The following is a 19464-nucleotide window of genomic DNA, read 5'->3' on the forward strand; positions in this document are numbered from 1 at the left end:
GCCAAAGAAGTAAGCCGCCCGTTGGCGCTGCTCACTTCTTTGGCCGGGCACGTTCCCGCCTTTGCGAAGCAAACAGTCCGGGACGTGCCCCCGCCGCCGTCACTACCAAAGGCGGCCACGCATCAAAGCGTGTCCTTGTGAATTGCGGGAAGACCCGCAACTCACAATGGAAAACACGCGACGCTCATTACGAACCACCACCAAGCAGCACCCAATCCTACGCATCTGACCGACTCTTGAGGGGTCCAGGGGGAGCAGCCCCATGGAATCCTCCCTGCTAGGGAGGACTTAGGAGGGTCAATCATTTGAAGGAGTGTTCATGAATGTCCGAAGCATACAAAAACGCAGGGGTAGATATCGCTGCCGGTAATGAAGCAGTAGAACGGATGAAAAAGCACGTTAAACGTACCTTCCGTCCGGAAGTGCTCACGGACTTGGGCGGATTCGGTGCGTTGTTCGGCCTGAATAAAGATAAGTATGAAGAGCCTGTACTCGTTTCCGGTACCGATGGTGTCGGCACGAAGCTGAAGCTTGCCTTTGCAATGGATCGTCATGACACCATTGGCATTGATGCAGTTGCGATGTGCGTAAACGATATTGTCGTCGGAGGTGCAGAACCTCTCTTTTTTCTAGATTACCTTGCTTGTGACAAGGTTGTGCCCGAGAAGATTGAAGCTATAGTCGCTGGAATCGCAGAGGGCTGCCATCAGTCAGGGTGTGCGTTGGTCGGCGGCGAAACCGCAGAAATGCCGGGGATGTACAGTGAGGGCGAATATGATATTGCTGGATTCACCGTAGGGATTGTAGATAAGAGCAAAATCATTAACGGTAGTTCTATTGCTCCTGGAGATACCGTAATCGGGCTGGCTTCCAGTGGTGTCCATAGTAACGGCTTCTCACTGGTTCGCAAGCTGTTATTGGAACAGCAAGGCTATGATTTGCATGATGAAATTGAAGGCTTGAACGGCAAACTGGGCGATGTACTGCTGGAGCCAACGAAAATTTATGTGAAATCTGTGTTGGCATTGCTGGACAAGGTAAAAGTAAAAGGTATGGCGCATATCACGGGTGGCGGTTTTATTGAAAATATCCCTAGAGTATTACCGGATCACGTCAATGTAGATATACAGTATGGCACATGGCCAATTCTGCCGATCTTCCAGCTCATGCAGGAAAAGGGCGAAATCTCTAACAAAGACATGTTCACTACCTTCAATATGGGGATTGGAATGGTGATCGTTGTTGAGGCAGAGCACGCACAGACTGCATTGGAAGTTCTGAAGGAACAGGGTGAAGCTGCGTATGTGATCGGAAAAGTAACGGAAGGCAGCTCGATCGTGACCTTTACGGGAGCCGAGGTATAATGGGCAATTACCGGATTGCTGTTTTTGCATCAGGCGAAGGGACGAACTTTCAGGCTTTGGTGGATGCGGCCGCACGGGGTGAACTGGGCGGCGCCTCGGTAGAACTACTTATCAGTGACAAGCCTGCGGCTCCGGCTGTAGCTAGAGCACAGAAAGCTGGAATTGCCTGTCATACTTTTCGCCCTAAGGAATATCCTGCCCGAGAAGACTATGAGCGTGAATTGGTGGCTTTGCTGGAGCAGAAATCGATTGACCTCATCGTGTTAGCAGGCTATATGCGTTTGCTATCCAGTGTCATGGTTGATGCCTACGCTGGGAAAATCATCAATATTCATCCGTCACTGCTTCCGGCATTTCCAGGGAAAGATGCTGTTGGACAGGCATTGGCCTATGGAGTCAAGGTAAGTGGAGTCACCGTCCATTTTGTGGACGGCGGGATGGACACTGGTGCGATTATTGCCCAACGTGTCGTAGAAGTTCACGATCATGATACAGCGGAATCCTTATCCGCAGCCATTCAATCCGTGGAACGTCAGCTATATCCAGAGGTAGTTGGTAGACTGGCTCAAGGCAAAATCCAATTGAATGGCCGCAAGGTGAGCTCACTTCTCTAAAGATAACTGTAATTTGTCATATCATTGTCCTAACAAGGATACTGTACAGGCATTTTCCGATATTTCTCGGGAAATAAATTGATTGAAGAGAAATTTGCAAAATTCTGAAAGAGCTAAAGGAGGAGACAGGGTGAGTATTAAAAGAGCGCTCGTCAGCGTATCAGATAAACGGGGAATCGTGGAGTTTTGTCGCGAGTTGTCCAAATTGGGTGTGGAGATCGTTTCGACAGGGGGAACGAGCAGCTTGCTGTCGAAGGAGGGCATTCCTGTCATCGGTATTTCAGAGGTAACGGGATTTCCAGAAATTATGGATGGACGTGTTAAAACACTCCACCCTGCGGTACACAGCGGTTTGCTGGCTGTTCGGGATAATGAAGAGCATCAGCGCCAGATGAAGGAGCTTGGATTGGATTATATCGATCTGGTCGTTGTGAACCTGTATCCTTTTGCGGAAACGATCGCCAAACCCGGTGTAACTTATGAGGACGCGATTGAAAATATCGATATCGGCGGTCCAACGATGCTCCGTTCTGCGGCAAAAAACCATGCTTTTGTCAGTGTAGTGGTCGATGCGGATGACTATAGCACTGTACTGGAGGAAATACGTAAGGATGGTGACACGGAGCTAAATACTCGTAAGCGTTTGGCTGCAAAAGTATTCCGTCATACGGCGTCATACGACGCTTTGATTTCCGATTACTTGTCGAATGTGACAGGTGATCCTCTGCCTGAGCGTTACACTGTAACCTATGAAAAAATTCAGGATTTGCGTTATGGCGAAAATCCCCATCAACAGGCGGCATTTTATCGTGAGCCTTTGGCGGCCAAGGGTACACTAACAACAGCGAAGCAACTTCACGGTAAAGAGTTGTCTTACAATAATATCAATGATGCGAATGCAGCTCTGCAAATCGTCAAAGAATTCAGCGAGCCGACAGTAGTTGCAGTTAAGCATATGAATCCTTGCGGTGTGGGAATTGGCGGCAGTATTTATGAAGCGTACAGCAAAGCTTACGCAGCTGATCCAACCTCGATTTTTGGCGGCATTGTCGCGGCTAACCGGATTATTGACGGCGATACAGCAAATAAGCTGAGTGAAATCTTTTTGGAAATTGTATTGGCACCGGGCTTCACGAAAGAAGCATTGGAGATTTTAACGAAAAAGAAAAATATCCGTTTGCTTGATCTGGGTGAGCTTTCCCCATCTGAGGCGAAGAGCCGTTTCGTCGTGACTTCCATTGAAGGCGGCATGGTTGTTCAGCAAAATGACGTTCATGCTGTGGACCCGGATGCACTTACGGTTGTAACAGAGCGTACGCCATCCGAGGAGGAACTGAAACAACTTTTGTTTAGCTGGAAAGTGGTTAAACATGTGAAATCCAACGCTATCGTACTGGCGGCAGATAATATGACCATTGGCGTAGGCGCAGGACAAATGAACCGTGTCGGAGCAGCCAAGATTGCGATCGAGCAGGCCGGTGACAAAGCAAAAGGTGCCGTATTGGCATCGGATGCATTTTTCCCGATGGGCGATACGCTGGAGTTGGCAGCTAAAGCAGGCATTACAGCAGTCATTCAGCCGGGCGGTTCCATTAAAGATGAGGAATCTATCAAGGTTGCTAACGAATATGGCATTGCTATGGTCTTTACAGGCGTACGTCATTTCAAGCACTAAGTTGTGTGAGTTGTGGATGCAGCACACCTGAACGATCATAATGGGGCGGGAGGAATCACCTGAATGGATATTTTGGTTATCGGAGGGGGCGGCCGCGAACATGCAATTGTGTGGGCGCTGAAGAAAAGCCCCAAGGCCGGACAAATCTATTGTGCGCCAGGTAATGCTGGCATCGGACAATTAGCGGAGTGTGTGCCGATTCCGGTGAGTGAGTTTGACGCGCTGACAGAACTGGCGGAATCCAAAAAAGTCGGACTTGTCGTAGTAGGTCCCGATGATCCGCTGGCAGACGGCATTGTGGATGCCTTTGAAGCGAAGGGCATTCCAGTATTCGGACCGCGTAAAAATGCAGCGGAAATTGAAGGCAGTAAAATCTTCATGAAGGATTTGCTGCACAAATATCAAATTCCGACAGCAACTTACCGCAAGTTTTATACCTATGAGGAGGCACATGCCTACTTGAAGGAACAGCCTATTCCGGTGGTCATTAAGGCCGACGGATTGGCAGCAGGCAAAGGCGTGACAGTTGCTTACTCGATGGAGGAAGCGGAAAAGGCGCTGTCCGATATTATGGTAGCGAGGGTTTTTGGAGAAGCGGGTGCACAGGTCGTGATTGAGGAGTTCCTTGCTGGACAGGAAATGTCGATTCTCTCCTTTGTGGATGGTGAAACGGTTCGTCCAATGGCAGCGGCCCAAGATCACAAGCCGGTTTTTGACGGTGACAAAGGACCGAACACAGGTGGCATGGGAACGTATTCCCCGTTGCCTCACATAGCCAATTCTATTATTGAGGAAGCCATTGAGACGATTATTAAGCCGACGGCCAAGGCTATGGTTGCTGAAGGGCGCCCGTTCCGTGGTGTTTTATTTGCTGGTCTGATGATTTCGCCGGACGGCAAGCCGAAGACCATTGAGTTTAATGCACGTTTTGGTGATCCAGAAACACAAGTCGTATTGCCTCGCCTAAAATCCGACTTGCTCGATATTTTTCTCGCTGCCGTGAACGGTACACTGGATCAGGTGGAGATCGAGTGGAAGGATGAAGCTGCGGTGTGTGTCGTGCTGGCATCCGGAGGTTATCCCGCAGCTTACGCCAAAGGGGTACCTATCCATGGACTGGATCAGGCTGACGAAGCCATCGTGTTCCATGCCGGAACAGACATCAACGAACAGGGTGAGTGGGTAACGAACGGCGGACGCGTATTAGGTGTGGTTGGTTTGGGACGTGACATTGCCGAGGCACGGGACAAAGCTTACGAACAGGCGGCTCGTATTACCTTTGAAGGCAAGCAAAACCGTACAGACATTGCGGCAAAAGCATTGCTATAACAGCAATATATAGGATAAGAGGACCTCTGCGGAGGTTCTCTTTTTTCGTTTGACAAAAGTATACTTATCCTATAGGATTAAAAATACAAAACTGACTGACTGATCAATCGGGAGGAGGAAACCCATGCAGCCACGCAAGGCGAAGCAATCCAAAACCCTTTCGAATGACTCACCTGTTGATCACGGGGGAGAAGAAACAGACCGCAGGACTCAGCTTCTTCACATTGCGTTAAAGCGGTTTGCTGAGCAGGGTTACCACCAAACGAAGATTTCAGATATTGTGGTGGAGGCAGGAGTAGCTCAAGGCACATTTTATTGGCATTTTAAAAGTAAAGAGGCTCTGGCGCTGGAGATTATCGCAACAGGCCGTGAACAACTTTTGTCAGCGATCGGGCAGGGGTATCGCCGTGATGCAGGAACGCTGGCTGATATGGTCAAGGCATCGGAAGCGCTGTTTGTTCGGCTATTTCATTTTGCATTGGAGAACCGTTATCTGATGGGTTTGCTGCTGATCGGCAGTGGTGTCGATGAACCCGTACGGCAGAGTATCCGTGAGACCAGGACTGCAATGGAGCTTGCATTCAGGCGCAATATGGAGAGAGCGATCGAGCTGAACATGTTGCCTGCCGAATTAGATGTCGAATTAAGGGCTGCACTACTCATGAGCATGATCGAAGGGATCATTATACGCTGGTTATTCGGTTCAGAGGGAACACATGACCACATCAAGCAGGTATCCGCTACAAGATTGGCAGAAGAGGCTGCTAATTTTGAATTTTACGGACTATTAGGTCAAAGCTAGACGGTCAACATCGCATGAATGAGTAGTGTGCAACAAATAATATAGCCAAATTACACATACAAACTTAAACATTTACATCTAGACAGGAGAGAACGATACATGAAAACACGTAAAAAAGGATTCTTGGTGACCACACTCATGGCTCTGGCATTGTTCAGCCTTGTGCTGAGCGCTTGCGGTACCAAACAGGAAGCTTCCAATACCGGAACTGGAACGGGCAGCAATAATGAAGCAGCCGCCAATCAGCTCGAAGCCATCAAGAAGGCCGGTGTAATGAAGGTAGGCATGATGGGCACTTACCCACCGTACAATTTCTTGAACGACAACAAGGAGTTGGACGGGTTTGATGTGGATATTGCCAAAGAGTTGGCGAAACGGATTGGAGTAAAAGCGGAATTCACGGCCCAAGAATTTTCGGGATTGATTCCAAGTCTGCAAAAGAAAAAATTCGATGCAGTGGTTAGCCAGGTTGCGATTACAGAGGATCGCAAGAAGGCCATTGACTTCACAGATCCCTATATCACCAATAATGTGAATATTATCGTGAATAGCAAAACAAATGACATTACGAAGTTGGAAGACTTTAAAGGCAAAACCATTGGTGTCGGCTTGGGGACAAATGATGAATCTTATCTGCGCAACGAAGTGCTGCCAAAGGTAGGCGATTTTGAGATCAAAACATATGATGATGTCATTACTTCATTGAAGGATCTAAACTCTGGTCGTATTGATGCAACCATTAACAATCTATATGCTCTCAAACCCATTATCGACAAAAACGGGTTCCAAATTAAAGCCGTAGGCGAGCCGATTAAATCAGACCTAGCAGCTGTAGCCATTAACCAGAAAACTCCTGAGCTCAAGGAAGCCTTGAACAAGGCTCTGAAGGAAATGAAGGAAGACGGCACTTACAAAACAATTTTCAAAAAATGGTTTGGCGAGGAGCCAAAAGAATAACGTAAGCCTGTTACAGGCGTCTGGCTCCAGTCTTGGCTTTTATGCTGACATGGGGCCACTCGTCTGAAAGAAGGGAATATAATTGATGCTAGAATTAATGTGGGAGAACGTCCCTTTTTTATTGAAGGGCGCTTATTATACGCTGTATATAACGATTGTTTCTATGCTGTTTGGTTTAATTATTGGTTTGATTGTTGCTGTAGCGCGCTTGAAGGGGAATCGACCTGTTCGGTGGCTGGCTCGTATGTATGTATCGATCATCCGGGGAACGCCGGTTTTGGTGCAGATTGCGGTCATTTATTATGGTCTGGATGATTACGGAATATCTTTCGGATCGTTAACGGCTGCTTGTCTCGCGCTTAGTATTAATACAGGGGCGTACTTATCGGAGACGTTCCGTGGAGCTATTTTAGCCGTACCACAGGGACAGACTGAGGCTGCTTATGCGACGGGAATGTCGCCTGGTCAAACGATGTGGCGTATCATTCTTCCACAGGCGTTGCGCATTGCAATTGCACCGATGGGGAATACGTTCGTGGGTATGCTTAAAGAAACGTCGCTTGTGTCGGTTATCGGGGTTAGTGAATTGATGCGACAGGCACAGCTTTTACAGGCGCAGTATTTGCACTACATGCCGTTTCTGCTCGAAATCGCCCTGATGTACTGGATTATGAGCATTGGATTCTCCGCTATACTGGAGCGGGTGGAAAAGCGTCTGGCTCGAGCTTATTAAGGTGGAGATGATAGATGATGATAACAACAAACGGATTAGGTAAACGATTCGGACAGGTAGAGGTTCTGAAAAGCATTGATTTTCAGGTTGCCGCTCGTGAAATCGTCGTATTGCTCGGTCCCAGCGGTTCAGGTAAAAGTACCCTGCTGCGTTGCCTGAACGGACTGGAAGAGTTGTCTTCTGGCAAGTTTGAGGTGAACGGGATTGAGGTTGATGCTATGGCTCCTGTTCGTGCCCGCCAAGCAGCCATTCGTGATATTCGCAAGCAGACGGGGATGGTGTTCCAGCAATTCAATCTGTATCCGCACAAAACAGCTATCGGCAATGTCATTGAAGGACTGCTGACAGTAAAGAAAATGCCGCGCGACAAGGCTATGTCTATCGGACAACAGCTGCTGAAGCGGGTGGGGTTACTGGATAAGCAGGATGTACATCCATCTCGTCTGTCCGGTGGACAGCAGCAACGGGTAGCTATTGCACGTGCACTGGCGATGGACCCGGCGATTATGCTGTTCGATGAACCGACATCGGCGCTTGATCCCGAACTCGTGGGTGAGGTGCTGGGGGTTATGCGGGAGTTGGCTCAAGATGGAATGACGATGGTCGTCGTGACGCATGAGATGAAATTTGCCCGCGAGGTGGCAGACAAGGTTGTATTTATGGCGGACGGTATCATTGTGGAAGAAGCTGCACCACAGGCGTTTTTTGATGCTCCCCAGCATGAGAGGACACAAAAGTTTTTGCGTCAAATTAGCGAGTTTTAAGTTAGAGGATGAATCATAGATCACTAAGATGGAAAGAAGGCAATTGATTATGAAAGTATCTACAACTTGGCATGGCAAACGCGCGTTTACTTCGGAAGGACCGTCCGGTTATTCCGTAGGGATGGATGCTACGGCGGCTTATGGCGGCGATGGTAAAGGAATGACACCGATGGAACTGCTGCTTGCAGGTCTGGCGGGATGTATCGGTATTGATATTACGATGATTTTGGATCGTTTTTTGTCAGACATTACTCGAATTGATATTGATGCAGAAGGTACACGCAAGGAGCAAATGCCAACAGGATTTACAGCGATTGATCTGACGTTTCACGTAGATGGAGATATTCCAGATTACCGCGTATGGAAAGCGATTCAGATGGGGAAGGAAAAATATTGTGCAGTATCTGATTCCCTAAAAGCGGAAATCCGGATGCACCTCATTTTGAATGGAACAGAAGTACCCTATCCAGCGTAAGTGTTGAGGGGTGAGGAGAGTCAGCCTGTGTTATATACAGGAGGGCTCTCTTTTTTTATGTTGTCTGACAATATGACGCATAATGAAATCTTGTGTGTGGAATGCATATCGAAGTTACTGTACGATGAATCGTTTAGAAAAGAAACCAATCAGCGGATCGGTCTATAGGTTTCCTTATCCGCTGCTTTTTTGTTTGCGTTCCCGCAGCAAGAGATACAGGAAATAGGGCGCGCCAATTACGGCTGTCACGATGCCGGCGGGGATTTCGAGCGGCGGCTTCAGCCCCCGTCCGAGTGCATCGGCAAGGACGAGGATCAGGGCACCGATCATGGCTGCGCCGGGCAACAGATAGCGGTGGCGATTACCAAACAATCGCCGTGCCAGATGTGGTGCCAGCAGCCCTATAAAGCCGATGGAGCCGATGGCAGCGACACAGGCAGCAGCTAAGGCCACAGATACGGCCAGCAGTCCTGTGCGCATACGCTTCACGCTAAGTCCCAAACCAGCGGAGCTTTCCTCATCCAGACTCATAATATCCAGCTTGTGCTGTAGTGTATAGGCAAGAGGCAGCAATACAATTAACCATGGCAAAAGCCCATATACTTCATCCCAGCCTTTGCCCCACAAGCTTCCAGCTAGCCAAGTCAGCGTATCGCTGGCTTCGAGTGGATATTTGACCAGAATATAATCGGTCGCAGCCTGGAAGATAGCACCTACCGCCAGCCCGGTTAAGGCTAGCATATTAGGACGCATGCCTCCCCTCATCGAAAGCTGTACGAGCAGTAGTGCAGCTAACCCGGCACCGACAAAGGCAGCGACAGGCAGCAGCGCCACCGGGGATGAGGGGAGCAGCACGATGACGAGAACCGCAGCAAAGCCGGCTCCCTTGGATACACCCACCACATCCGGCGAAGCCAGTGGGTTGCGAATCATGCCTTGCAGTAGCACGCCGGCTACAGCAAGACCAGCACCGGCCATGATGGCCAGCAGGTCACGAGGCAGTCGATAATGGTGAACGATGAACCAGGAAGAGGCATTTCGGTTAGTCAGCGCCGTGATCAGCTCAGCGGGCGTAATGTAGGTGCTGCCCACGCCGATAGCTGTAAAGGAAACACCCATCATTATCACGAGTAAAATCCACAGCTTTTTCATCGTGAAGCCCTCCCATTCTTGTGCGCCAGATATAAAAAGAAGGGCGCACCCACCAATGCGGTTACAATACCAACGGGCGATTCATAAGGAAAGGCAATAAATCGTCCAAGCACGTCCGCATATGTCAGCAGCAGAGCTCCGCAGATTGCAGACAGGGGGATGACCCGTTTGTAATTGTCGCCTGTAAATACCTTAATGATATTCGGCACCATCAGACCCACAAAGCCGATGGCCCCGGCTACCGCTACAGCAGAGCCTGCCAGCATAATAACTGAAACTGAGGCCAGCAAGCGGACAAGACGTACGTTTTGCCCCAGTCCCTGTGCGACCTCTGTACCGAGGCTAAGCACAGATAGCGAAGGGGCTAGCGCTAATGCAAGGATCAAACCGACGGCGAACCATGGCAGCACCAGACGCGTGTCGGCCCAAGTAGACCCGTCGATGGCTCCGGCGAGCCAATACAGTACATCGGATATTTGCTCGTTGAACACGAGCAGTCCCTGAGTGACAGAGGCCAGCAGCAGATGCACAGCCATCCCGGCAAGAGCCAGCTTGACTGGCGTCATGCCCGCCGTTCCGGCCAGCGCATATACGAAGGAGCCACCTGCGATCGCTCCGGCAAAAGCAAAATAAATGCTGCCGGACGACCCGATATTAGGCAGCAGCACGACCGACAGGACGACAGCCAGCGAAGCGCCAGAGCTGACCCCAAATACCTGTGGCGAAGCCAGCGGGTTGCGTGTGATGGCCTGCATCAGCGCTCCGGCCACGGCAAGCCCGGCGCCGACGATCAGACCAATGACGGCACGTGGCAGGCGTATCGTCAAGATAATGAGCTGATCCTTGGACGGATGCTCGGTGAATAGTGCAGTCAGCATGGTGGGGATGTCCATCCTGACTGGGCCAATCGCCACGCTCAGCAATAGTCCAGCCAGCAGCGCGAATAGAAGTGCAAAGAAGACCGGCTTATTTAGCCGGTCGCGTAAGGCTTGTCCGATCAACGGGAGCCGTCTCCTTTAGTTTGCGCGGGATACAGAAGCGAAATCGCTTGCTCCAGTATTTTCTCGGCAGAGCCGAGTCCACGGTACCGGGTCCACAGTGCCCGGTTTACTTCGTAAACTTCCCCTTTTTTCACGGCCGTAATGTTTTGCCATAACGGATTTTGCTTCCATTCTGCAAGCAGCTTCTCATCGGCTTCCACTAAGAAGATCACGTCCGGATCAGCTTGTGCAATCTGCTCCAGTGTCAGCTTGACTGTAGGCTCGCTTGTATTTTGAAGGGCATTGTGGATGCCTGCTTGCTCCAGCAGTTGTCCATCAAAAGATGAAGCGCCGTGAGCCGATAGTGAATCAGAACGAAATACCCCAAGCAATACGCTACGTGACTCACCAGCTTGGATGCCTTCTTTCAGCTTTGCCATTGTGGCTTTATGTGCTGCGAGAATTTGCTCACCCTTTTCCTTCTCACCCAACGCGTCAGCGATAACGCCGAAGGATGCCAGGTTTTGCTCATAAGAGGAATTGCGGCTCTTTAGAACAATGGTAGGAGCAATCTCACTTAGTTCTTTGTAAATGCTCTTATGACGGTTCAGATCAGCAATAATCAAATCGGGCTTCAAAGAGCTGATCGTTTCCAGGTTCGGCTGTTTGCGTGTGCCGACAGGTGTAAAGTCGATTCTTTTGCCAAGCAGCCCATCGATATCATCATCATTTTCCTGAGCTATGCCGACAGGCATCACGCCCAGTTGGGTAGCAGCATCGACAAAAGAGAATTCCAACGTCACGATTCTTTTGGGTTTGCCTGTAACTTTGGTTTCTCCCATCTCATGTTTGATCGTTCGAGTGTCGCCTGTGGTTTGAGGTGCTGCTGCGTTATTATTTTGTGATTGGCCTCCACATCCCGCCATAACGGCTGTCAGTAGTACCAGAATCGCTGCAAGCAGCACGCCTGTGCGTAGTGGCTGTTTCGGTGTTGCCATATGTTGTCCCCCGTTCCAAATATGCTTACCAGAGAAACTGATAATCATTATCAATTAACTAACTGTTGACCATTCTAGCAACCGGGAAAGGGGACGTAAATAATGTGATCATTTAAACCATTTTAGCATATTATGAGAATTAAGTTCATTAAAATCACAAGCGAGATGAGAGGATGGAAGAGACCAGACGTATGAATTGGTGGTTTATGCATTTTCCTGCCGTCTGCGGTAGATACGCTCCGGTCTGCCGACAGTTCCGTATACCTGATCGTGGTGAGCATCGCCACTTTCCACTAAATATTCCAGATACCTTCTGGCGGTAGATCGGCTCATACCTAGCTCAATTCCCACTGTACCCGTAGTTACCTCACCTCGTCGGTTCAGGAGATCAAGCACCTTTTCGCAAGTGACTTTATCAATGCCTTTGGCCCATAGCTCTCCTACTCCGTTACCCGTCATCCGACCCGTGCCCGCGCTTTGAAGCAGACGGTCAATTTCCGATTGCTCCACCGTAGAGTGTTCTTCTTGCCATGTTGTGACTTGGCGGCGAAAACGAGCATATTCCTCTAAGGTCGCCCGCAATCTCTCGAATACGAGCGGCTTTACGATAAAATCAAATACGCCTGCTCGAACCGCTTGTACCACAGTTTCAGCTTCTTTGGCGGCAGTCAGCATAATGACATCTGTAGCTGGATAGTGTTGCTTGATGAACGATAGTAGGGTTAGACCATTCGTATCGGGAAAATAAACATCCAGCACGGCTAAAGACGGTCGCAATACATCCAGTTGAAGCTTTGCCTCAAATTCGTTCGTTGCTATTGCACATACGGTGAACCCGTCCACCTTTTCAATAAATCGTCGGTTAATCTCCGCAATTCGCGGATCATCTTCAATAATAAGAACCTCAATGTCCGATAAAACCCGCTCATTCATGGCCGTGACCTCCTTTTACATCATGATTCGTGTCTGTTCTAATTAAAGGAATGTATACTTCAAAAATGCTACCCCCACCAGGCCGTTCATGTACTTTTATGGAGCCACTCATTCGTTCGGTGTACTCCTGCACGAGAGCAAGGCCATATCCGTGTCCTGCCTCTGCTTTAGTTGATGCTCCCTTAACGAACAGTTTTTCCTGGATATCCTCCGAAATACCCGATCCATTATCCATAACTTCGACGACGATGGCTTCAGTCATTTCTTCAAGCCGGAACCAGACCTGTCCGTCAGGTATAGAGCCTATTGCAACTGCTTCCATAGCATTGTCCAGCAGGTTTCCGGCAATGGTAGCAAGAAGCGACCACTCCAACGCAGGAGACGGGGTTGAAAATGCTCCTTTTATATATGAATGGAGTACAATCCCTTTTTCCAACGCCTGTTTTTTCTTGCTGATCAGCAGGCTGGCGATGATTGAATCGGGTGAAAGAGAAGACGAAACGGAACTATGTACACGATACTCTTCCGATTCCTGAGTAATAAAGTCCACTGCTTCGTCATAACACTCCAACTGAATCAGGCCGGATATGAGATATAGCCGATTGGTATATTCATGTGTTTGTGATCGTAACACGTCCGCATAATCCTTGACCTCTGTCAACTGCCGCGTCATGCGAAGCAGCTCTGTTTTGTCACGCAGGCTGGCAACGGTGCCTAGCATTCGTCCGAATCGATCCTTGATCGGTACACGGCTGACGACTACGACTCGTTGTTGGATCTCAATTTCCTCATTGAATACGTTTTGTTCCTGATCCGGCTTCATGCTAGGATTCTTTTCGATAAAATCTGTAGCAAGTACATCTGCCAGCTGATATGCGGCGCCCGCCAAATGACGAAGCTCGCATCCATAGAGGCTAGTTTCCGGAGGAAGACCAAGCAAACGGACGGCTTGTGGATTGGCAAGTGTGACTTGTCCACTGCTATTAACCGCGATAATCCCTTCACCTATGGATTCGAGAATGGCTTGCTTTTCCTGATACAAACGTCCAATCTCCACTGGCTCCAGCCCATGCAGTTCGTGCCTTACCCGTCGTGCTATAACCAGACTTCCTAATATGCCGATCATTAGCGCGCCTACCATGAACCACAGCCATGTATATGTGTATGTACGAATATTTTGCGCCACATCTGTCATCAGGAAACCTACAGAAACGAGTCCGATAGCTCGGCCTTGTTCATCATAGACTGCGGTTTTGGCTCGCAGTGACGGTCCGAGAGAGCCGGTGGATTCCGTAATAAAGGAATGTCCTTGCAGCACCTTATTATTCAGCGGGTCCATCATAGGCTGCCCGATGCGTTCCGGGTTAACATGCCATTGCCGAATGAGATGACGATCTGCAATCGTAATAAAATCAGCGCCGGTGCTGGCTTGGACAGGTTTCACTGCTTCGTTGATCCGAACACGTAATTGCGTCGTGTCGGTCTGTTCCAGAGCATCCCTGACCTGTGCATCTACCGCAAGCGTATTGGCCACAGTCAGTGCCCTTTTCCCAATCTCTTCGTACAAGGCGGAGGTAATCATATAACGCAAGGATAATCCCAACAGCCCGGTAACGACTAGCACTAAAAGGGATATGAATACCATTAATTTTGTCTGAAAACGCACATGCCTTCACCGCCATTAAACAAAATATAGGAGCAGTTGATCAGCGGATAAACACCCCAATATGAATCATTTTACTGTATTCCAGAAACGGCCGCACTTTTAATCTATCGAAAGAATGGTCTATAATAGAAATAGTTACATAATACGAGGAGGAAAATATTATGATTATTATTCATGCAGATATGAAAGTTTTACCAGAAAAGAGAGAGACCTTTTTGCAACAAACCCAAGGGTTGATCAGCGCATCACAAGCTGAAGAAGGCAATGTACGCTATACGTTAATGCAGGATTTGAATGATCCCAACGCATTTACGATGGTTGAAGAGTGGAAGGATGCTGCTGCTGTAGATTTCCATAACAAGTCTGCCCATTTCCAGGCATTTGTTGCTGCAGCTAAAGAATTGTTGGCTGCTCCGCTTGAAGTGAATGCTTTTCAGGATGCAACTAAACTGTAATCATCCCGTTGGATAATTTATAACTAGGAATAGGAGGAGATAGACATGGGGAACATTGCGGATACAGCTTTACTAAATAACGGAGTTCAGATGCCTTGGCTTGGTTTTGGTACGTACAAGGCGGAAGGCAATGAGGTCTACGAAGCAGTCAAAACAGCTATTGAGGTCGGTTATCGTCACATTGATACCGCGGCGATCTACGGCAATGAGGAACTGGTCGGACAAGCCATTCGTGACAGTGGAGCGGACAGAGACAATCTGTTTGTGACCACTAAGCTATGGAATCAAGATCAGGGCTACGATTCAACACTGCGTGCTTTCGAGGAAAGCCGCAAGCGGTTGGGCCTGGATATCATTGATCTGTACCTTATCCATTGGCCTGGCAAGGACAAGTACAAGGAAACTTGGAAGGCGTTCGAACGGCTGTATGAAGAAGGAAGCGTACGCGCGATTGGAGTAAGCAACTTCCAAATTCACCATCTCGAAGACCTCCTGAAAGACAGTAATATTGTACCTGTCATTAATCAGGTAGAGCTTCACCCGCGTCTGACTCAGCAGGAGCTGCATCAATACTGCCGGGAACACCAGATCCAGCTTGAATCGTGGAGTCCTCTGATGAAGGGGAAACTGACGGAGCAGCCAGATATCGTTGAGATTGCTGCCAAATACGGCAAAACGACTTCTCAGGTTATTTTGCGTTGGCATCTGGATCGGGGAATTGTGACGATTCCCAAATCGGTTACCGCGCATCGTATCCGCGAGAATGCCGATTTGTTCGATTTTGAACTGACGACTGAGGATATTGACCGAATTAATGGTCTTCATCTGGATGAGCGTGTGGGTACTCATCCCGATAAGCTGTTGTTCTAATGGAATATGTAGATGTATAAAGAACCTCCCATTCTGCTTTTATCGCGGTTTGGGAGGTTCCTTTTTTATCCCTACTGATGATTTATTTTGCGATGCAGTAGGAAGGAGTAGAGTACAGGAATGACGACGGATATAAACAGCCCGGTGAGAAAAATGACGGTGCCCGCCACTCCATCGACCCATGCCGCTACCAAGCCCGAAGCACCACCGAACATCATCATAGGTCCGCCCAAACGGTGCGTTTTACGCCATACTTCCGGATTGGACAGAGTCCATGGCGTGCGGATACCGAAGGTATAGTTTGGCTGTACCTGAGTCATATAATTACCCAGCACCAGCAGCATCAGACCCAGCACTCCATAAAGGATCGTAAGCATCTGTAGCCGATAATTCAGGTTATACAGCAGCATTCCCCAACCGGCTATAGCGAGAATGAGCGAAGTGCCTACACGCGTAACCTCATAGGCTTTAGTAAATTTCTTGAAATTTGCTCTGTTGGGGTCCATGTAGCGGGATAGCCGAAGGAGCAAAGGCACCAGCCCCAACAGCACCAGCATGAGAATAGAACTGTTTTTACTCATATACCCGTCTGCGGTATTGTCCATGCTAAAATGAGAGGCCAGCACATCGGGAAGCCGGTTATACAGTAGTAAAGCGCCTATAGCAGGTGATAAGGCAAGCAAAGTCGTCAAAACATCCGTCAAGCTCCAACGTGTTCGGAACTTCATTCAGACCCCTCCGTATCCTTAATATCATTCGAAGTTGGTTTTACAGGGGCATCCGATTGGGCGATACTGAACATCCAGCCGATGACATCCGCCACAACTGTTGTATGCAAGGTGTAAATAATGCTTTGCCCCTGTCGCTCATCCAGCACAAGCCCCGCCTGCTTCAGCAAATTCAGATGGTGGGATATGCTGGGCTTGCTGATTTGAAAATGCTCAGCGACGTCGCCCGCGCTCATGCTTTTCTCTTTCAAAAGCTGCAATATTTTGCGCCGGGTCGGATCAGCCAAGGCTTTGAAGGCATCATTCAAAGTTTGCTCACTCCTTTAGATATTTAGATAATTCTCTAAATATCTAATCACATAGTAAAATAAAGCTATACTACATGTCAATGGAACAAGACATCATTTTAGAAAAAATTAACGAGGTCAATTATGTTTGTATAAAGCAGTGAAATGGGCTATAATCAAATTATACAAAAATAAGATTCTTAATTTAAAGTTAATTGGAGGAGGGAATAGATATGAAACACGTCTTTCGTAAAGGAAATGATCCGCAAGCTCCGGTTATTTTGCTGTTGCACGGTACCGGCGGGAATGAACAAGACTTGCTACCATTGGCTGATTTGGTTGCACCAGGCGCATCTGTGTTAGGTGTGAGAGGTAATGTGCTGGAAAATGGAATGCCGCGCTTCTTTCGCCGTTTGGCAGAAGGTGTGTTCGACATTGAGGATCTCGTATTTCGTACCAAAGAACTAAGCGAATTTGTTGATTCAGCTGCAGAGCAATATGATTTTGACCGTAACAAAGTGGTGGCTCTGGGCTATTCCAATGGAGCCAACATAGCGGCCAGTATGCTCTTCCATGATGCAAAAGCGCTGCGTGGGGCCATTCTCCATCATGCTATGGTGCCATTGCGAGGGCTGGAACTGCCGGACTTGAACGGTGTCCCTGTATTTCTGTCTTCCGGTGAAAATGACCCCATTGTTCCAGCGGCGGAATCTCAGGAGCTGCAAGCCCTGCTGGAAGGGGCCGGAGCACAGGTAGAAGCCTACTTGGAACGCAATGGTCATCAATTGACTCGCACTGAAGCCGAAGCCGCAGGCCGATGGTTTGGAAAGCATTTTAATGTATAAAATAACTCGATAACGATCAAGCTACGGTTTAGCGCTCTAGTGAGCGATTCTATGATTAGGAGGCGTCAAACCGATGGCAAAACCGGATAATCGAGCAGATAATGTGGAGCATTTGCAACAAAATATTCAGAATACATTGCAGAATCTTCATGAGGCTGAAGGATATCTAAACGAATTTTCCTCTGAAATCAGCAATGAGGAGCGTCAGCAGATCGAAGAAAAAAATAATCGTCGTAAACAAAGTATTAGATCATTTCGAGAAGAAGTGAAAGACGAAGCAGCACATTCGCAAGAGTAGTTAACATAGCGCGACCCAACTCCGAGTTTCAATTGGAGTTGGGTCGTTTTTTTATGCAGAAATCATCATATTCCCATCCAATTCATTTTCCCCCTATAATGCAATGAGATCTGTTTTACACAAAAACGAATTTTTTTTGAATAATATTGTTGTAAACTAATTTGTATTGATGTTAAATAATAAAAGAAAGCGCAATCATTTACGAATTAGGATTTCATCATGCGAAGGGGGAAGGATATGCTGCTGCGAAGAAAAAGCATGGCTTTGATGCTTATGGCGGTGGTTTTGATGGCTGGACTGCTGCAAGGTTGTTCTTTCAAGACTGATGAAAAGGATGGGCCGGGAACAGAACTTGTATTATGGACATTCAATGAACTGCATGAGAAGTTTTTTCTGCAAATGGCTGACCAATGGAACCAACAGCACCCTGATGAATTGATTAATTTGAAAGCGAATACATTTCCTTATGACAACCACCACAGCAAGCTCTCGATTGCGTTGCAATCAGGGGTGGGAGCGCCGGATATCGCGGATATTGAGGTCAACAAAATTGGTAATTTCCTCAAAGGAATACCGCAATTGGTCCCGCTCAATCCGGTGATTGACCCTGAGATCAATAACATTGTGCCTTCCAGAGTACAGATTTACGGCAAAGACGGTAAGTATTACGGCATTGACTTTCACGTTGGAGCCGAAGTGATGTATTACAATAAAGAGATTATGGATCAGGCGGGGGTAGACCCGGATTCCATCGTTACCTGGGCAGACTACGCTGCTGCTGGCAAGCAAGTGCTGGCCAAAACGGGCAAGCCGATGGCGACCTTGGAGACCAATGACCTGTGGAGCTACTGGCCGATGATCTCCCAGCAAAATTCAGATTTTTTGGATGACAAGGGCGAGTTGACGCTGGATAACGAAACCAATATTAAAACACTTGAGTTTCTCCAACAGATGATAAAAGACAAAATCGCTATTCCCGCACCGGGTGGCGGGCATCATATGGAGGAATACTACGGGTTTATGAACAAAGGCGGGGCCGCTTCAGTGTGGATGCCGATGTGGTATATGGGACGTTTTACGGATTACATGCCTGACTTGAAAGGAAAAGTCATCATTAGACCGATGCCGGCGTGGGAAAAAGGCGGCTATCGCTCAGCAGGTATGGGCGGAACCGGAACGGTAGTCACGAACCAATCGAAGCACCAGGATTTGGCGATGCGTTTTCTAGCCTTTGCCAAGCTGTCCAAGCAAGGGAATGTGGAGATTTGGAAGCAACTAGGGTTTGATCCCATCCGCAGTGAAGTGTGGACTATGCCGGAAGCCAAAGCCAAAAATAAATTTACGGATTATTTCGGAACGAATATTTTTGATACGCTGATCGAAGTAAAAGATGAAATTAATGCGGTGCATATTGGACCGAAAACGCCTGACATCGCCAGTGCTGTACGTAATAAAATACTTTATCGGACACTACAGAGTGGCGAAGATCCAGCCACGGTGCTGCATGAGCTAGCAGATGAACTGAGATAGACCCCAACA

Annotated in this window: 21 protein-coding genes; 14 read left to right on the forward strand and 7 right to left on the reverse strand. The window is 48.3% G+C overall.

Going from position 1 to position 19464, the window contains the following annotated elements:
* The first annotated feature begins 323 nt into the window (after positions 1-323).
* From purM to MKX36_RS04080, 9 genes are all read left to right on the forward strand, one after another.
* Positions 324-1364 carry a phosphoribosylformylglycinamidine cyclo-ligase gene (purM, locus tag MKX36_RS04040; protein WP_019686171.1) on the forward strand — a complete coding sequence of 347 codons (1041 nt, stop codon included), beginning with the start codon at positions 324-326 and terminating at the stop codon, positions 1362-1364.
* Positions 1364-1978 carry a phosphoribosylglycinamide formyltransferase gene (purN, locus tag MKX36_RS04045; protein ID WP_016819772.1) on the forward strand — a complete coding sequence of 205 codons (615 nt, stop codon included), beginning with the start codon at positions 1364-1366 and terminating at the stop codon, positions 1976-1978. The genes purM and purN overlap by 1 nt, the downstream gene beginning before the upstream one ends.
* Before the next feature lie 130 nt (positions 1979-2108).
* Positions 2109-3653, forward strand: a complete 1545-nt coding sequence (gene purH / locus MKX36_RS04050; protein WP_016819773.1) for a bifunctional phosphoribosylaminoimidazolecarboxamide formyltransferase/IMP cyclohydrolase — start codon at positions 2109-2111, stop codon at positions 3651-3653.
* Between the two features lie 63 nt (positions 3654-3716).
* The gene (purD, locus tag MKX36_RS04055; RefSeq protein WP_340864255.1) at positions 3717-4982 is read left to right on the forward strand and encodes a phosphoribosylamine--glycine ligase; all 1266 of its coding nucleotides are present in this window, start codon (positions 3717-3719) and stop codon (positions 4980-4982) included.
* A 124-nt stretch (positions 4983-5106) separates the two neighbouring features.
* On the forward strand, positions 5107-5784 hold the full coding sequence (locus tag MKX36_RS04060; RefSeq protein ID WP_016819775.1) for a TetR/AcrR family transcriptional regulator: 678 nt from the start codon (positions 5107-5109) through the stop codon (positions 5782-5784).
* Positions 5785-5883: 99 nt separating this feature from the next.
* Entirely contained in the window at positions 5884-6741 is an 858-nt protein-coding gene (locus MKX36_RS04065) for a transporter substrate-binding domain-containing protein (protein WP_017426177.1), read from the forward strand.
* Between the two features lie 85 nt (positions 6742-6826).
* Positions 6827-7474 carry an amino acid ABC transporter permease gene (locus MKX36_RS04070; protein WP_340864256.1) on the forward strand — a complete coding sequence of 216 codons (648 nt, stop codon included), beginning with the start codon at positions 6827-6829 and terminating at the stop codon, positions 7472-7474.
* 14 nt (positions 7475-7488) lie between these two features.
* On the forward strand, positions 7489-8238 hold the full coding sequence (locus tag MKX36_RS04075; RefSeq protein ID WP_017426178.1) for an amino acid ABC transporter ATP-binding protein: 750 nt from the start codon (positions 7489-7491) through the stop codon (positions 8236-8238).
* A gap of 49 nt (positions 8239-8287) precedes the next feature.
* The gene (locus MKX36_RS04080; protein WP_044787193.1) at positions 8288-8713 is read left to right on the forward strand and encodes an OsmC family protein; all 426 of its coding nucleotides are present in this window, start codon (positions 8288-8290) and stop codon (positions 8711-8713) included.
* Between the two features lie 174 nt (positions 8714-8887).
* On the opposite strand, the gene MKX36_RS04085 is transcribed toward MKX36_RS04080, so the two are convergent.
* The 5 genes from MKX36_RS04085 to MKX36_RS04105 all read right to left on the reverse strand — a co-directional run bounded on the left by MKX36_RS04085 (position 8888) and on the right by MKX36_RS04105 (position 14442).
* On the reverse strand, positions 8888-9865 hold the full coding sequence (locus tag MKX36_RS04085; RefSeq protein WP_016819781.1) for a FecCD family ABC transporter permease: 978 nt from the start codon (positions 9863-9865) through the stop codon (positions 8888-8890).
* A complete protein-coding gene (locus tag MKX36_RS04090; protein WP_090888522.1) occupies positions 9862-10866 on the reverse strand; it encodes a FecCD family ABC transporter permease in 1005 nt (334 codons plus the stop codon). The genes MKX36_RS04085 and MKX36_RS04090 overlap by 4 nt, the downstream gene beginning before the upstream one ends.
* On the reverse strand, positions 10863-11843 hold the full coding sequence (locus MKX36_RS04095) for an ABC transporter substrate-binding protein (protein ID WP_016819783.1): 981 nt from the start codon (positions 11841-11843) through the stop codon (positions 10863-10865). The genes MKX36_RS04090 and MKX36_RS04095 overlap by 4 nt, the downstream gene beginning before the upstream one ends.
* Positions 11844-12047: 204 nt before the next feature.
* Positions 12048-12776 carry a response regulator gene (locus tag MKX36_RS04100; RefSeq protein ID WP_031462898.1) on the reverse strand — a complete coding sequence of 243 codons (729 nt, stop codon included), beginning with the start codon at positions 12774-12776 and terminating at the stop codon, positions 12048-12050.
* The gene (locus MKX36_RS04105; RefSeq protein WP_151255675.1) at positions 12769-14442 is read right to left on the reverse strand and encodes an ATP-binding protein; all 1674 of its coding nucleotides are present in this window, start codon (positions 14440-14442) and stop codon (positions 12769-12771) included. The genes MKX36_RS04100 and MKX36_RS04105 overlap by 8 nt, the downstream gene beginning before the upstream one ends.
* 161 nt (positions 14443-14603) lie before the next feature.
* Between MKX36_RS04105 and MKX36_RS04110 the strand changes: the two genes are divergently transcribed.
* Positions 14604-14897, forward strand: coding sequence for a putative quinol monooxygenase (locus MKX36_RS04110; protein WP_017426184.1), 294 nt, complete (start codon positions 14604-14606; stop codon positions 14895-14897).
* A gap of 45 nt (positions 14898-14942) precedes the next feature.
* Positions 14943-15767, forward strand: a complete 825-nt coding sequence (locus tag MKX36_RS04115) for an aldo/keto reductase (protein WP_017426185.1) — start codon at positions 14943-14945, stop codon at positions 15765-15767.
* Between the two features lie 71 nt (positions 15768-15838).
* Here the strand turns inward: MKX36_RS04115 and MKX36_RS04120 are convergent, their stop codons facing one another.
* Both MKX36_RS04120 and MKX36_RS04125 read right to left on the reverse strand, forming a co-directional pair.
* A complete protein-coding gene (locus MKX36_RS04120) occupies positions 15839-16495 on the reverse strand; it encodes an SdpI family protein (protein ID WP_340864257.1) in 657 nt (218 codons plus the stop codon).
* The gene (locus MKX36_RS04125) at positions 16492-16803 is read right to left on the reverse strand and encodes an autorepressor SdpR family transcription factor (protein ID WP_016819789.1); all 312 of its coding nucleotides are present in this window, start codon (positions 16801-16803) and stop codon (positions 16492-16494) included. The genes MKX36_RS04120 and MKX36_RS04125 overlap by 4 nt, the downstream gene beginning before the upstream one ends.
* A 212-nt stretch (positions 16804-17015) precedes the next feature.
* On the opposite strand from MKX36_RS04125, the gene MKX36_RS04130 reads away from it, so the two are divergent.
* From MKX36_RS04130 to MKX36_RS04140, 3 genes are all read left to right on the forward strand, one after another.
* Positions 17016-17627 carry an alpha/beta hydrolase gene (locus MKX36_RS04130; RefSeq protein ID WP_340864258.1) on the forward strand — a complete coding sequence of 204 codons (612 nt, stop codon included), beginning with the start codon at positions 17016-17018 and terminating at the stop codon, positions 17625-17627.
* Positions 17628-17700: 73 nt separating this feature from the next.
* The gene (tlp, locus tag MKX36_RS04135) at positions 17701-17925 is read left to right on the forward strand and encodes a small acid-soluble spore protein Tlp (RefSeq protein WP_016819791.1); all 225 of its coding nucleotides are present in this window, start codon (positions 17701-17703) and stop codon (positions 17923-17925) included.
* Between the two features lie 237 nt (positions 17926-18162).
* Positions 18163-19455: an ABC transporter substrate-binding protein gene (locus MKX36_RS04140; protein WP_016819792.1), complete on the forward strand. Its 1293-nt coding sequence runs from the start codon at positions 18163-18165 to the stop codon at positions 19453-19455.
* The last annotated feature ends 9 nt before the right edge of the window (positions 19456-19464 follow it).

It is taken from the genome of Paenibacillus sp. FSL W8-0439 (assembly GCF_038008995.1).
GTDB classification, from domain to species: Bacteria; Bacillota; Bacilli; order Paenibacillales; family Paenibacillaceae; genus Paenibacillus; species Paenibacillus polymyxa.